The sequence below is a fragment of the Nitrospirota bacterium genome, from assembly GCA_035516965.1.
GTDB lineage: Bacteria > Nitrospirota > UBA9217 > UBA9217 > UBA9217 > MHEA01.
The window spans coordinates 66,609-81,849 of sequence record DATIZR010000120.1 but is presented as its reverse complement, the minus strand read 5'-3'; the positions used below and the strand labels follow the sequence as shown (position 1 = coordinate 81,849).

The following is a 15,241-nucleotide window of genomic DNA, read 5'->3' as shown; positions in this document are numbered from 1 at the left end:
TGGTGGAGCTGAGGGGGATCGAACCCCTGACCCCAAGACTGCCAGCCTTGTGCTCTCCCAGCTGAGCTACAGCCCCACGTCTTTAAGGCTGTTAATGTAACATCACGAATTATTCTTGTCAAGAAAAAATACCGGAAAGGGGCCGCGAAGCGCTGTTGACACGATGACGGACGTCAGCTACACTCGGTCCATGAAAAAACTCATCGTTCTCGCTTCGGTGTTTGTGCTGGCTGCGACGGCTCTCGCGCATCCCGGGAAAACGGACAGGTTCGGCGGTCACAAGTGCCTGAAGGACTGCGAAGAGTGGGGGCTCTATTACTCGGAATATCATCTCCATGACAAGGACGGGAAGCCGATTCGGGTCAGCAGGAAAAAGACCGCCATACCGAGGCAGGAACAGGATGAAAAGAGTCCGGCGACTGCAACCGCCCCGGTCGTGAGCGATGCTCCCCGGACAGAACAAACCGTCACCGAATACCGTTATGTTACCGTCGTGCAGGAAGAAAACACCCTGTCGCTGAACCCGCTGCTCTTGATGCTTCTTCTTCTCTTTCTGCTGTGGTTGATCCTCAGATTGAATCGAAAAAAGGAAGGGGATTCGGAACGCTGAAACGTTCCTTGCGTCAAGCTCAGTGCACCAAACCGGAGATGCAGTGGTCATGCGAGCGCACGAGCATCTGCGCGAGAAGTTCGATGTACCCGTCGCCGGTTCTCCGGTCCGCGTAGCGGGCGGCTCGTTCCTGAAGGTCGGGCTGAATGTTGGTGTGGTTCTGGTTCGTGGGGGTCTCGTAGCGTAATCAGCGTTCCTGCCGTCATCGTCAAATTCACGGGAATGATAGAGTATTCCCGGAGGCACCTCAACGGCGCCGACCTCCCGCTCCTGGTTGATGATTCTGAAGATCATCTCGACCTTTCCCGGATGCCCGGCAGGGCTGGCTGATTCAGTTCACCTATGCATATAATATATCGGACAAACAGATGTGATGCCGGGGCCGGGGAGAACCTGACTTTGCGAATTTATTCTTGCAAAATAAGGGTATCCCCGGATGGAATTAGGCCTGGGCCGCTGAAGGCATGCTGAAAAACAGTGAAAAATTGTGGCTTCCCAGTTATAATCTACCCATGCCCGAAGACAGGAAAACCGATCAACCCGAAAACGAATCTTCTGCCGCACCTGTCCCCGAGGTGCCGCTCGATACCCGTCTTCTTTCGGATGCCGTGATCGAACTGAACATCTCGCGCAAGAACGTGGCCATCTACCCGCCCGGACACGCACAGATCACGAGGAGCATAGACAATGCCTTCGAGATCCTGATGCGGCTGTTCGAAATCAGGCCCGAGATGACCTTCGGCGTGGCCAAGGACACCCTGCTTATCGGGAAGGACTATCTGGACCGGAAGAACCCGGTCTACCGCGATTTTGCCCTGTCGCTGAACCAGCAGGGGATTGCGGCGGTGACCTTCTCGCGGGGACTTTCGCGCGAGGAACTGGTCCGTTTCCACCAGGTCCTGTCCGCGAAGCCCGACGATATCCGGGCCCGCGGCGGCATCAAGAAGGTGATGGAGGAATCGTCCATAGCGCATGTGGGCGTGACGGCCATCGACTACGGCAGTTTCCACGTCACGGACGAGCAGGAGATCGTGAGCCCCCGGAAGCAGGCCGGCGGTGAAAAGGGCTCCGATGTGTGGCAGGATTTTGTTGCCCATCTTTCCGACAACACGCTGGCCGCACAGGGCGAAGGCGCGTCCCTCAGTCAGGCGGAGCGAATAGACCCCGTGGAGCTGGCCCGCCTGCTGAATGAGCGCAAGCTGGACCCGGGCGCCGCGGTCCAGAGCTACGACCGGATCATCACGTCGCATATCAGAAGCAATGCAGAGCGCAAACAGCTTACTCATGAGCAGTCAAAGACGCTGGAAGGCTTGAACACCCTGATACGGGAACTGAACCCGGACCTGAGAAAACAGTTCCTGTCCGTGGCGTTCCAGCGCGTATCCGAAAACGCGTCGCTCCCCGCGGCGGGGGATATTATCGGCGGTTTTGCCGATGACGCGGTGGTCGAAATGCTGACCCAGGCGAACGCGGAGGGACGCCAGATATCACCAACGCTGACGGGAATCATCGGTCAGCTCGCTGGCACGCGGCCGGATGGCGCCGCAGCGGGCCCTGCCGGATCAGCAGGAGCGATGCGGAGCACGCGAAGCTCCGCTGACCCTGAGATCCTTCCGGAGGAGATGGAGAAGCTCTTTGAGCGGGAACATTACGAAGAGTACGTGCCCGACGCATATCAGGCAATGCTGGATCAGGTAAAACAGCCGGTGACGGGTGCGGCAGCATCCTTCCCGCTGGAAGAGCATCTGAAATCGCTCGATGATTCGCGGCTCGACTCCCAGATCGGACGGGCGCTCATCGCGTTCCTTGACGAGAATCTCGAAGAGGATGATTACCGGGAATTCGTAAAGAAACTGACCGCCATTGTGCCCGGGTTCCTGGAAACGGGCAATTTCGAGCTCCTCTGGGACATATCCGAGACCCTCAGGCGCCACACGACCGACAAGCCGGTTAAAGCCATCAGGGAAGCGGCCGAAGAGGCCCGCAGGATATTCACCGATCCCACCTTCATTGAAAAGGCACTGCATGCGTTCGAGGTCTGGATGCGGGACAAGGGACAGGAGGCAGCAGGCCTGATCATGGCCCTCGGTCCCGACACCATCCCGGGACTGATGGACATCTTCAGCAGAGATGAATCCCATGGCGGAAAACGCGTTCTTTTTAACCTGCTCTGTCTTTTCGGCGAGACGGCCGTGCGTGAAGCGCAGAAGCGATTGCGCGACCCGCGGTCCTATTACGTGATCAATCTCCTGATATTCATCCGCCGGGCGGGCACGCCGGCTTCCGTCCCGCAGGTTCGGCCCCTGCTGAAGCACCAGGACCTTTTTGTTCGTATGGAGGCATTGAGCACACTCCTCAAGTTCAAGGCCCCGGACTCGGTGAAACTGCTGCGGGAGGCAATCCGGTCCGATGACGTCGATATCGCATCAAAGGCGGTTTCCCTGGCGGGCCTGTACCGCGTCTCAGAAGTGACGGAAGATGTCCTCGCACGGATCAAGCGGGTCATCCTCTTTGATGCGGATTATACGGTCAACGCGGAGATCATCAAGGCGCTCGGTGAGATCGGTGATCCACGGGCCGTTCCTGACCTGGAAAAACTCGCGCGCGCGAACTGGTCGCTCCATCCGCAGAGCCTGCTCTGGATGAAGGAGATCCTATTTGAATCGCTGGGCAGGTATCCGAGAGAGACCATCAACAACCTCATCAGGATCGGTGAACAGTTGAACAGCGATAAGATCCGGAAGGCATGCAGAAAACTGGCGGACAGGACGTGAGGGACCGATGCGGATCGCAACGTACGGATCAGGGAGACCTTCATGACCGACCATGATCTCCACGAGGGGCTGTCACGGGTGCTCTCCCAGCTGACAGCGGCGGTCACGAATACGAGCTTGTATTCGCCCGCCCACCCGCAGGTGGCGCAGTATATAGACAAGGCCTATGCCGTTCTTGAAGAGATCCTGAAGTTTGAACCGGAGGTCACGGTGCTGCTGATCGGCGACGACCTGATCGCACAGAACAGGCCGCTCGCCAAAGGAGGGAGTGCCTCCTTTGCTTCGCCATTCATCAAGATCCTGAAGAAAAAAGCTATCGAACGGCTGACCTTTGTCGCCGGTCTCCCGAGATCAGAACTCCAGTCGCTGATCCGCGATCTCGCTTCGCCGGATTCCCTGTCGGTCCGCTCGACGCCGTTCATCAAGCTCGGCAAGGTTGAGCTGCGGGTGAAAAAGGATGGCCAGTCCACAGCACACGGTGCGGACGATGCGCCTGAGGCTGCGATGCAGGAGTTGATCGCGCTCACGGCAGCGGAGTTGGACGAGCTGAAGGCGCTTTACGTCAGGATCAAGAAGCACAAGAAGATCGACATCCGCGGCGTTGACGACATGGTGAAGAACTTCATCAACGGCTTCCGTCAGGAGATCAATCCGCTCAGCCTGCTGGCCAGGCTCAAGTCGGTTCACGAATATACCTTTACTCATGTCACCAACGTGTGCATCCTTACCATGAGCCAGGCCCAGAGCCTGGGGTTCACCGGCGGCAGCCTCCATCAGATCGGCGTGGCTTCGCTGCTGCATGACGTGGGGAAGATATTCGTACCAGACGAGATCCTGAATAAGCCGGGGAAACTGACGGATGATGAGCGGAAGATCATCGAGACGCATTCTATCAAGGGCGCGCGCTATCTCATGGGGATCGACGGGATCCCCAAGCTGGCCGTCCTGTCGGCGCTGGAACATCACCTGAAATTCGACGGTTCGGGCTACCCTTCCATCAAGGGCGGCTGGCGGCCGAACATCACGAGCCAGATGATCACAGTCGCCGACGTGTTCGACGCCATGCGCAGCAAGCGCTCCTATCAAGGGGATATTCCGATCGAGAAGGTCGTCGAAGTCCTGAAGAAAGGAAGCGGCGTATCCTTCAACCCGGAGCTGGTCGATCATTTTCTGAGGCTCATCAAGTATCCGGCCGCATAAAGATATGTCGAGGTATTCTGAACAGCAGGTTTACCGGAAGGCCGTCACCAGGCGTAGCTTATCTCCGCTTCCACTTGGTCGTTCCGTGCGTAGCGGCCGAACAATGACTGTCCGGGTCCGGTGAGCGCAACGTAGGTGGCGCCCGCCTTCCACGCATCAGAGAATACATACCATCCATTTGCCCTGAACATGTGATCGCCGTGCTCGGGATTGTAGGCGATGTTCATGTTCGTCAGGATCTTCTGGTTCATGAATCCCGCCTTAAGGTTCGCCCAGAGCAGCGTCTCGACTTTCCTCTCGTAGAGCAAGTCCACATTCCCGGACAGGATCGTCTGCTGGGCCTGCACGGTCAACAGGCCGTCTTCGAACAGCCGGTAATCCGCGCCGATGCCATAGTCGAGCGCATCATGCTTCTGCTCGATGGATGGATTCAGCGGAAATATGCCCGGCGTGATCGTCGAAGGATAGCCCCAAAGCTCCTGGCGGATATTACGGTACCGGTTCAGGGAATAGGCGGTTTCCAGCCGGAGGCTCCAGTCGCCCCTGACAGCGGCTGCGTCCACGCCGATCGATGTAATCCTGTGGAAGTCGGGAACGTATCCAGGGTCGATCACGACGCTTCCGCCCACAGGCGAGACCACGAGTGTCGTGGTCCTGAACACGGGCCGAGGGTCCCAGCCATGATACAGGTCCAGTGCCCATTCGAAGTCTCCGGCGTGTTTCATGCGCAGTCCGATATTCCCGTTCTGGGCAGTACGCGCGGGAAGGAGCGGCTCTTCCGGAGTGATCAGTGCGTTCGGATACGACTGCTGGATGACCGAGGCAAGCGGTACTCCGGACCACCGTTCATCGGGCAGGGGCAGGCGAAAGGGGACCAGGAGAGGGACCCATACCGTTTCAAAGGACCAGTCTCCCAGCGCCAGGGCGGCTGAAACCGAGGGAGCGCCGACCTTCCGGTCTTCGAGCGGTTTTATCAGGAACTGCGAATAGTCCCAGGGGTTGAGCAGGTCATTCGGCGGATACTCATCGAGCCTGCCCCAGGCAAAGCGCTGGATGCCGGCCCGAATATCAAGCTCGCCTGAAGAATGCGTTACGAAGAGCTCCTTGAACTCCAGGTAGGGCGTGTTGCTCTGGTAGACCTGATCGTAGTTCTTGAAGAGCCTGTCATCCTGAGCAGGCCTCTTGACGCTCCCGTCCCAGCCTCCTTCGAGCCATGCATGAAATCGCCATGGCGCACCCGCAGAGTCGGCCTTGATCCGCCCCATCAGGCTCGGATCTTCTTTCACACTGTCGCTATTGAGCTCCTGCACCCCGCGAAGGTCCAGATTGCCGGAAAGGGAAAGAGCGTCATCGGCGAACGACGAGGAAGAGGTGAGAAAGATTGTGAACAGGAAATAAAATGATCTATGCCAGCTCTTGGCTGGAGATGACAATAGTGTCGGCATATTTATAGGGACCGGATATCAGATATTAATATTCAAGCGTGTCGCGGCACGATACAAATCTACTTCCCTGCGCGTTCCAGCGACCGTTGCGAAAAGAGATCATCGGGAAAGTGTGTGTTATACTGGATTTTCTGGATCGTCAGCTCGGTCCGGTGGCCGGACTTCCTGTTTTCCATGTTCAGCTTGAACGGCGTCGGGATGCCTTCGATGATCCTGACGTCAGAGAAGTCTCCGGACCGGTAGATGTCCTTGTCCTGGTAATACTCGACCTTAAGATGGATCCACAGGTCTTTCGCGACCCACCCAATGTATCGCGTATATTTCCTGCGGATTTTCGGCGTCACCTCGACGACGTAGCAGGACTTACCTTCCACGACCTCTTCTCTCAGGATACTGAACCTGTAGTCGTCCAGATTCGGCGGTCCGCCGAAATCGTCATAGGAGAAATCAGACCCGAAGAACGAGTCATCCTGCGAACTCGACGCGATCCTGCGGACGCGCTTGTATTCCGGGAAATAGGCCCACAGGTCTCGATCCGCGAAGGTGTGCGCATGGATCAGGAACCCGACGTTCTTGAGGTCTGGCGGGGCCGTGAACACCACGAGGACCTTGTATGCCTCCGGAACGGCCTTTTTGCTGTATTCGATCAGCGTCCTCGTGCGTTTGCCGCCTCCCTTGTCGAACAGAACCATGGTCGCCTCGGTCTTCCGGTCGAGGGCTTTCGAACGGATTTCGTGTACCCTTTCATAGACCTCGCGGCCAGAGAGGGCGAAGGAAGGTGAGGTAAATCCAAATACTAGAAGACAGATGACAGAGGACAGAAGACAGATATATTTTGAAATTTGATCATTCATAGGTCAGCGCCTCCACGATGTTCGTCTTCGCCGCCCGGCGCGCCGGGTAGATTCCTGCGAGTCCCGCAAGTGTCGTCGAGATGCCCAGAGCCCACAAGAGCGAAGCGGGATCGACGTGGTACTGCATGCTCGCGCCGTAGTCGCTTTTCAGGAACCCCTCGAGGCTCATCCAGCCGATAGCAATGCCGGCGCCTGCGCCGAGCACCCCGCCGATAAGGCCGAGGACCATGGATTCGATCACAACGACCCGGGAGACCTGGCTCCTCAACATGCCGATGGAGCGCAGGATGCCGATCTCGCGGGTTCGTTCCAGCACCGACGCGAGTAGCGTGACGATGATCCCGAGGCATGCGATCAGCATGGTAACGATGTTGATGGCGTGGTTCACGGCGAAGCCGCGGTCAATGAGCTTTCGGATCTCAAGCTTGAATTCCCGCGCCGGGAGCACAAAGAGCTTCCGGTCGTTGCCGAACCTTTTCGCGATCTCGTCGCGCACGGTGTTGACGTGGGCGTCCGGCTTCACCCGTACCGAAAAAGAATCGGCAAGATATTCCTTCCAGTATTTCCGGTATGTGTGCATATCCATCAGGATCGAGCCGGAATCCGAACTGTAGTCCACGTTGACGACCGCCACGGTGAAAGCGACCGGCCCCTCCGGCGTCGGAAGGACCATCGTGTCCCCGGGTTTGAGGCGCTCCTGAGCCGCTACGGTCTCATTTACCGCGATAGCGTTCCGGTTCGGCAGGAGGCGCACCATGTCCTCCCGTCTCCCCTGGGTCACTTTAAAGGGGCTGTACAGCATTCTGCGATCGATGTCCAGAGTCAGGAGCAGGAGGCGCCTGCCCCGGTAGTCGATGTAGATCTTGCGGAAGGGGTCGGCCGACAGCACGCCGGGGACCTTCTCGATGTCCTTCCACAGGTCCACGGGCATGGGGATGTTCTGCGAGCCCGTGGACGCGATGGGATGGCCGGACGTGACGATAATGTCGCCGCGCACGTAGGAATCGATCCACTCGAGCACCGACTGCTTGGCGCTGTAGATGATGCCCGCGGAGCTGACGAACACGGAGATGCCGTAAAAGATCGCTGCCGCCGCGACCGCATTCCGGGTGATGTTCTTCTGAAGGTTCAGGCCCGCCAGTTTGGCGGCGGCGCCGATGTACGGCGAAAGCGCCCGGTGGAAGAAGCCGAGAAATCCCTCGAGGACCGAGGGGGTCGCGAGCGATATTCCGAGGAGGAGGAAGATCGTGGCGGAGAACATGGCGACGGTGTTGTGGAGGAGGAGTGAGTCGGCGAAGGCTTTGTAGAGAACGAGCAGGAATAATGCGAAGGCGACAAACAGCACCGCCGCGATCCTGAGCCGATTACCCGAGAGGAGGCCTTCCTCGGAATAGGGCACGGAGCGAATGGCGGAGACCGGCGTTATACGGGCGCTCGCCAGGGACGGGAAGAACGCGGCGGCGAGGCTGGCTGCAATGCCGGAGAGGAAGCCGATGGCAAGATCGGGCGGGGAGACGGTAATCTGCTGGATGGACGTGCGCAGATAGAGCTCGGAAACGGTCTGCCCGACGGCCCCGATGGCCGCTTTCGCGAACAGGATGCCGACGGCCAGGCCGAGTCCGGATGCCACCACGGCCATGGCCAGGGTTTCGCCCAGGAACAGCGCGATGATCTGTCGTCTCGTAGTGCCCAGCGCACGGAGGATGCCGATTTCCTTTCGGCGCTGGACCACCGCGATCGAGACGGCGTTGTAAATGAGGTACATGCCGACGAAGACGGCGATAAAACTGATGAGATTGATGTTCTTCTGGAAGTGCGAAATAAGCAGAGCCACCTGTTTCGTTCTGCCCTCCGGCGTCACGATGCTATATCCCGCGGGAATCGCCTTCTCGATCCGACGGCGCACGCTCTCGAACTCTTCCCCACGGAGCAGGCTCACGTCAATCCGGTCGATGCGGCCCTCCTTCCCGAAGGCCATCTGGGCGGCGGGGTAGTCCATGATCGCGATATTGCCCCCCATGGCTTTCGCAGGGCCTTCAGGGTTCAGGAGACCGCGGACCTGGAAGGTCCTGATGCCCTGGACGGTCTCGACGCGGATCTTCTGGTCGATCGCAATGCCTTCCCGCCCGGCGAGCTCCTTGGTGAGCAGAATGGAGTCGGGCCTGGCAAGGAAGAGGAGCGGGTCGGGAATGTCCGCGCTCTCCTCGGAGAGGTGATAATCACGGATGTTGCTGTCCTGCAGCACATCGACGCCGAGGATGGCGATAGAGCTCTCTTTTGCGCCGATAAGGATGCCCTGGGTATCGATCACGGGCACTGCGTACTCCACGCCCGGCACGTTCTGCACGCGCTCCAGCAGTCCCTCGGGGAAGCCGGAGGCCGGGCCGGTGATCTGGAGCGCTGCCCTGCCCGTTACCCGAGTGATAGAGTCCTCGAAGGACTGCATGACGCTCTTGTTCACGATGCCGATGGAAACGATCGCCGCCACGCCGAGGCAGATGCCGGCCATCGTCATGAGCGCATGGACCTTCTGGAGGCGAATTCGCCTGACGCTGATGTGTTTGAGCAGGTTGAAGAGATTCATAGTCGACAAAACCCCTTGACTTGACAAGGCGCCAAGGACGGAAAGAAAGAGGTTGATCCCTTCAGAACAGCTTCTTCCTCGATCTTTGCGCTCCTTGCGACTTCGCGCTTAACTTGCTTTATGCTCGCTCCTTCGCACTGTCCTCGGCGATGCTGCCGTCCTTCAGCATGATGATCCTGGTTCCGCGCGACGCGGCTCTCGGATCATGCGTGACCATGACGATGGTCTGGCCCTCGGCGTGCAATCCGCCCAGCAGCCCGAAGATATCCTCGCTCGTCCGCGAGTCCAGGTTCCCCGTCGGTTCATCGGCGAGCAGCACGGCCGGGCTTGTGACAAGGGCGCGCGCGATGGCGACCCGCTGCATTTCACCGCCCGAAAGCTCTTCGGGTCGGTGCTCGGTACGTTCGGCGAGTCCAACTTTGGCTAGCAGGGAAAGAGCCTTAGGCTTCACGTCGGCATAGGGGATCCCCTCAAGCAGGAGCGGGAGGCTGACGTTTTCGGCAGCGGTCAGGATCGGCAGGAGATTGAAGAATTGGAAAATAAAACCGACCTTCCTGCGCCGGATCAGCGTGAGCTCGTCATCCGACACGCCGTGCAGCGGACGGCCTTCGATGAAGATCTCGCCCGAGGTGGGCTGGTCCAGGCCGCCGATGAGGTTCAGGAGCGTGCTTTTCCCGGACCCCGACGGTCCCATGATGCCCAGGAACTCGCCTTTCCCGATGCTCAGCGTGACCCGCTGCAGGGCATGGATCTCCTTTGCTCCGCGTTTATAAACCCTGCCGACATGCTTCAATTCAATCATGGGGCACCTCGTTGCTATCTATTGTAATCTCACCTCCGTATGTTGTAAAGGGCATCCCTTGAAAAGAGCGGCCTGGAAAAGCAGAAGAATACCGTTTCCAACAGGGATGATATGTGGTATAAGGATGCCACGGGATGTTTATTCACGCTGAACCTTGTCAAGCTCAATGGACGGACGGGGGACGGTTGGTGGTGCACAAGCGGGTACCGGCTTCCTTTGCATAACGGGCATAAATTAAAGAAAGCAGGAGGATTATTACGATGAAGGTCGTTGCATTCAACGGGAGTGCCCGCAAGGACGGCAATACGGCGATACTCCTGAACCTGGTACTGGATGAATTGAAGGCCGAGGGGATTACGACGGAACTGTACAGTCTCGCTGGAAAGCCGGTCCAGGGCTGCATCGCGTGCATGAAATGCTTCGAGAAAAAGAACAAGCGCTGTTCGGTCGAAAAGGACGTCATCAACGAATGCCTCCAGAAGATGGATGAGGCTGATGGTATCTTGCTGGGGTCTCCCACGTACTTTGCCGACGTATCGGCAGGGATGAAGGCCCTGATCGAACGGTGCGGCATGGTGGGGAGGGCTAATCCCGAGATGTACAATCGCAAAGTGGGGGCCGCGGTCGTCGCCGTGCGCAGGGCAGGAGCTATCCATGTCTTTAACACCCTCAATTATTTCTTTACGATCAGCGGTATGATCGTCCCCGGTTCGAGCTACTGGAACCTGGGAATCGGGCGTCAGCCGGGCGAGGTGAGCAACGATGCCGAGGGCATCCAAACGATGAAGAACCTCGGAAAGAACATGGCATGGCTGCTGAAAAAGGTCCGGGGCTAAGGGGCTGGAAGTGCAGTCGTTTGAAGAAGGTTCAATGCGGCATGGGGCCTGAAAATTCGAGTAAGAATCATTCAAAATGAGACCTCTGATCCGGCAAAAGCTCTTGACAGGGGATGGAACGATAGTGTACAATTTGTGACTTCGTTATGAGCTCGTCCGCGCTAAATAATCCTATTATATTAAGCATTTACCTCAGGGCGACTGCGTTAGAATCTTCATGATGGACATTAATCAAAAAAGAGCGCTTGTCGTCGGCGGCAGCAGGGGTATCGGTCGCGCTATTGCAGTGCGCCTTGCGCAGTCCGGGTTCGATCTCTGGCTGACGTATAAAGGGAACCATGAGGCCGCACGGAGCGTGAAAACAGAGATCGAGGCGCTCGGCAGGACGTGCGATACCCTTTCATTCGATGTTTCCAGCTTTGAAGAGACAGAAGCGGCTCTGGCCGGGCTCGTCGAAATAACTCCACCCCACGTGCTGGTCTACAACTCGGGCATCTCACGGGACAACCTTCTCATGTGGATGACGAAGGACGAATGGCGATCGGTTCTTTCAACGAATCTCGACGGCTTTTTCAATGTGACCCGCCCGGTCGTGTTTGCGATGCTGAAGGCAAAGCGCGGACGCATCGTTGTGGTGTCATCAACCTCCGGCCAGATCGGACAGGCGGGGCAAGTGAACTATTCGGCGTCCAAGGCGGGTCTGATCGGAGCAGCCAAAGCGCTCGCTCGCGAGGTGGGCAGGAAGAACATCCTGGTCAATGTCGTTGCGCCCGGCTTCATCGAGACGGACATGACTGAAAAAATCCCCCGGAACCAGGTGCTGCCGCTCATTCCCCTGAACAGGGTGGGAACGGCGGATGATGTAGCCTCCGTCGTAAACTTCCTGTGTGCGGAGGAACATCTGTACATCCATGGCCAGGTGATCGGCATCAACGGCGGGCTGGCAATGTGACCATCGGGATGTTCGGCTCTTTGAGAGAAGGAAGTCGGGGTTGCAGGCGTTTATGAACCGGTACGATCATATTGTGGTGGGAAGCGGCATCAGCGGGCTCACGATGACGCTTCTTCTTGCCATGAGCGGGAAGAAGGTCCTCCTGCTCGAAAAAGGCATGCACATCGGCGGCTCCCTGTCCCGCTTCGTCAAGCGGGGCATTGCGTTCGATACGGGATTCCACTTCACAGGCGGGCTCCAGGAGGGAGGAATCCTGTCCGATATCCTTTCGTTTCTCGGCATCCGCGGTTCCATCGAGCCGATCTTTCTTTCCGAGGCTTGCAGAAATCACTTCATCTTTGAATCGGAAGACAAGGGGTTCGAGCTCCCGAGCGGCGTCGAGAACATCAAAAAACAGCTCAAGGGCTATTTCCCGGCCGAAAGAGTCGCCGTCGACCGCTATTTTGAGATGGTTCTTTCGGTCTGCAGCCGCACGCCCTCGCTGAATATCCATGAAAATGAAATCGCCCTGGCGAACCTCGATGAGGATTTTGTTTCGCTCGATGCCGTTCTGAGGGGCCTGACCGGGAACGCGCTTTTGCGGGGCCTGTTGTCGGGGTATGCGATGTGCTACGGGGTGAGGCCAAGCGAGATCTCCTTCGCGAACCACAGCAGGATGGTCCTCAATTTTTACGAGTCCATCGCCTGCGTAAAGAACGGCGGAGATGCCTTTGTGGCCGCCTTCCGGGAGAAGTTCCGGGAATATGACGTGGATATCCGCTGCGGGACGTTCATCACCGGACTGGAGGACATCCGGGGCAACAAGGTCGGACGCTTCGTGCTGAATACCGGTGAAGAGGTCGCGGCCGACTCCTGCGTCTTCACGATCCATCCCAAAGATATTCTGAAACTGCTTCCCGAGAAGCATTTCAGCAAGGCGTTTGGGAACCGCGTATCGTCGTTCGAACCGTCGGCAGGCTTCTTCTCGGTATTTGCCATGCACAAGCCCGGAAGCAGGGACCCTAATCCCGAGGCGTCGATCGTCTCTCTGTTCCCGGATCCGGACGTCAACAATCTGCTGGATCCCGCCTACGAGGGGATGCCGGCCCTGGTCATCATCAAGTCGCCTGACCTAGCCGAGGGAAGCGCGGGCAAGGGAATCTGCATCCTCGAACCTTCGTTCGTGGAACAGGTCGCGGGCTGGAGCGGTTCCCGCAGGGGATCGAGGCCCCCCGCGTATCTGGATTACAAAAGGAAGCGCGTCGAAGCGATCCAGGAGCACATCTTCCGCGTCTTTCCCGCGTATCGCGAGTCGCTCCAGATCGTGGATGCCGGGTCCATGCTCACCTTCAAGGAATATCTGAACAACCCGGACGGAAGTGCCTACGGTGTGAAGCAGAAGATGGGACAGTTCAACCTGATCGGAAAACTGCCGCTCCACAATCTGTATGCAGCGGGGCAGAGCGCACTGCTGCCCGGGATCATAGGCGGGATGATGTCCTCCCTGATCGTCGGCCGCGCTCTCGTGGGCAAGGAACGGTACGGAAGACTTCTGAGCAAGGCATCATGTCATTGAAACGCGTGGCCATAACCGGCATTGGCGCGGTATCGCCTCTGGGCAACGGCGTGCCTGCCCTGATGCAGGGGATCGAGGAGGGCCGCAGTGCCATACGCCGCATGGAGGGGTGGGAACAATACATCGGCCTCCACAGCCTGGTCGGCGCTCCGGCCGAGATGCAGGACGAAAAGCGCATCCCGCGCCAGAAGCGACGGTCCATGGGGCGCATGAGTATTTTTGCGGCCCGGGCTGCCGATGAAGCGGTTGCGGATGCCGGTCTCGATCTGGCCGCCGAGGACCCCTGGAGGGCCGGGTGCGTCATCGGGTCCACGATGGGAAGCGCGAAGAGCATCAACGACGCCTTCGAGATCATGCTCCCGGACAGGGACCTGAGCAGGCTCAACTCGACCATGTTCTTTCACTGCATGTCCCATACCGCCGCGGTCAACGTGGCGCAGTACCTGGGATTGAACGGCATGATCATGGCGCCCGCCGCTGCCTGCGCGTCGGCGCTGCATGCCCTGGGCGTCGGATATGACCTGATACGGCTCGGCCGCCAGGACGTCCTGCTCTGCGGAGGAGCCGAGGAGTTGCATCCCACGGTGACCGGGTCCTTTGACATCCTGTTCGCCACGTCCTCGAAGTACAATGACGCTCCTGCGAGGACGCCCCGTCCCTTCGACCGGGACCGTGACGGGCTGGTCTGCGGAGAGGGGAGCGGGATACTCGTCCTCGAGGATTACGACCGGGCGGTCAGGCGGAACGCCAGGATCTATGCCGAGATCATAGGCTTCAGCACGACCGCAAACGGTCTGCATGTGAGCCAGTCGAACCGGGAGTCCATGGTGTCCTGCATGCGCCAGGCGATGCGCGATGCCGGTACCGGGGCCGGGGATATCGATTACATCAACGCCCATGCGACCGCCACCCTTCAGGGCGACCAGGAAGAGGCGGAGGCCATCCGCGATATCTTCGGCAAGACCGTACCGGTCAGCAGTCTGAAGGGCTACATCGGGCATACGCTGGGCGCGTCAGGCGCCATCGAGCTGGCAGCGTCCCTGTCGATGATGCAGCGCGGAGTCATCTACCCGACGCTGAATCTGGAGAACGTGGCCTCCGACTGCGAAGGAATCGATCACGTCACGAAACCGCTGCGAAAGGACGTGAGAACCGTGTTGAAGAACGGGTTCGCCTTCGGAGGTATAAACGCGGCGCTGGTGTGCAGGAAAATATAAACGCCGGAGAGTAGGCACCACATCGTCAATACTCTCCAGGCATCAAATTCAAAACGATGGAGAATTGCGACCGTGGCTTTGGGTATTCCGTATTATGCGGAATTGCGGAATTCATGATTCGGGATTTGGCGAACGGAGGATTGCATGACAGATCAGGAGATCATCGACAGGACGAACAACGTGTTTGTGGAATCCTTTGAGATCGAGAAGGAGCGGCTGGTTCCGGGGGCCCATATCTTCACCGACCTCGGGCTCGACAGTCTCGATATCGTCGATCTGATCGTCGCGCTCCAGAACGCCTTCGGCGTCAAGATCCGGAACGAGGAACGGGTGCGGGACATACGGACGCTCCAGGACATCTATGTGTTCATTGCTTCCCTCAAGGGCGGGGAAGGCGTCAAGAGCTCATAAC

At 58.3% G+C, this 15,241-nt stretch carries 13 protein-coding genes and 1 tRNA gene; 9 read left to right on the top strand and 5 right to left on the bottom strand.

Annotation, left to right across the window (positions count from 1 at the left end; translation table 11 throughout):
- A tRNA-Ala gene (locus VL197_17870) sits at positions 1–76 on the bottom strand.
- Positions 77–190: 114 nt separating this feature from the next.
- Here VL197_17870 and VL197_17865 point away from each other — a divergent pair.
- The 4 genes from VL197_17865 (at position 191) to VL197_17850 (ending at position 4,584) form a co-directional block, all read left to right on the top strand.
- Positions 191–610, top strand: coding sequence for a hypothetical protein (locus VL197_17865; protein ID HUJ19859.1), 420 nt, complete (start codon positions 191–193; stop codon positions 608–610).
- A gap of 43 nt (positions 611–653) precedes the next feature.
- Positions 654–797, top strand: coding sequence for a hypothetical protein (locus tag VL197_17860; GenBank protein ID HUJ19858.1), 144 nt, complete (start codon positions 654–656; stop codon positions 795–797).
- 277 nt (positions 798–1,074) lie between these two features.
- Positions 1,075–3,384: a HEAT repeat domain-containing protein gene (locus tag VL197_17855; protein ID HUJ19857.1), complete on the top strand. Its 2,310-nt coding sequence runs from the start codon at positions 1,075–1,077 to the stop codon at positions 3,382–3,384.
- 42 nt (positions 3,385–3,426) lie between these two features.
- On the top strand, positions 3,427–4,584 hold the full coding sequence (locus tag VL197_17850; protein ID HUJ19856.1) for an HD domain-containing phosphohydrolase: 1,158 nt from the start codon (positions 3,427–3,429) through the stop codon (positions 4,582–4,584).
- 44 nt (positions 4,585–4,628) lie between these two features.
- On the opposite strand, the gene VL197_17845 is transcribed toward VL197_17850, so the two are convergent.
- From VL197_17845 to VL197_17830, 4 genes are all read right to left on the bottom strand, one after another.
- On the bottom strand, positions 4,629–5,870 hold the full coding sequence (locus tag VL197_17845) for a DUF1302 family protein (protein HUJ19855.1): 1,242 nt from the start codon (positions 5,868–5,870) through the stop codon (positions 4,629–4,631).
- A gap of 218 nt (positions 5,871–6,088) precedes the next feature.
- Positions 6,089–6,883, bottom strand: coding sequence for an outer membrane lipoprotein-sorting protein (locus VL197_17840; GenBank protein HUJ19854.1), 795 nt, complete (start codon positions 6,881–6,883; stop codon positions 6,089–6,091).
- Entirely contained in the window at positions 6,876–9,467 is a 2,592-nt protein-coding gene (locus tag VL197_17835) for an FtsX-like permease family protein (GenBank protein HUJ19853.1), read from the bottom strand. Before VL197_17835 ends, VL197_17840 begins: the two co-directional genes overlap by 8 nt.
- A gap of 118 nt (positions 9,468–9,585) precedes the next feature.
- Positions 9,586–10,269: an ABC transporter ATP-binding protein gene (locus VL197_17830; protein HUJ19852.1), complete on the bottom strand. Its 684-nt coding sequence runs from the start codon at positions 10,267–10,269 to the stop codon at positions 9,586–9,588.
- 260 nt (positions 10,270–10,529) lie between these two features.
- Here VL197_17830 and VL197_17825 point away from each other — a divergent pair, with 260 nt between their 5' ends.
- From VL197_17825 to VL197_17805, 5 genes are all read left to right on the top strand, one after another.
- Entirely contained in the window at positions 10,530–11,105 is a 576-nt protein-coding gene (locus VL197_17825; protein ID HUJ19851.1) for a flavodoxin family protein, read from the top strand.
- 217 nt (positions 11,106–11,322) lie between these two features.
- The gene (gene fabG, locus VL197_17820; GenBank protein HUJ19850.1) at positions 11,323–12,057 is read left to right on the top strand and encodes a 3-oxoacyl-ACP reductase FabG; all 735 of its coding nucleotides are present in this window, start codon (positions 11,323–11,325) and stop codon (positions 12,055–12,057) included.
- Between the two features lie 52 nt (positions 12,058–12,109).
- Positions 12,110–13,612 carry an NAD(P)/FAD-dependent oxidoreductase gene (locus VL197_17815; GenBank protein HUJ19849.1) on the top strand — a complete coding sequence of 501 codons (1,503 nt, stop codon included), beginning with the start codon at positions 12,110–12,112 and terminating at the stop codon, positions 13,610–13,612.
- Positions 13,603–14,829 carry a beta-ketoacyl synthase N-terminal-like domain-containing protein gene (locus VL197_17810; protein ID HUJ19848.1) on the top strand — a complete coding sequence of 409 codons (1,227 nt, stop codon included), beginning with the start codon at positions 13,603–13,605 and terminating at the stop codon, positions 14,827–14,829. The genes VL197_17815 and VL197_17810 overlap by 10 nt, the downstream gene beginning before the upstream one ends.
- A 144-nt stretch (positions 14,830–14,973) precedes the next feature.
- Positions 14,974–15,240: an acyl carrier protein gene (locus tag VL197_17805; protein ID HUJ19847.1), complete on the top strand. Its 267-nt coding sequence runs from the start codon at positions 14,974–14,976 to the stop codon at positions 15,238–15,240.
- The last annotated feature ends 1 nt before the right edge of the window (position 15,241 follow it).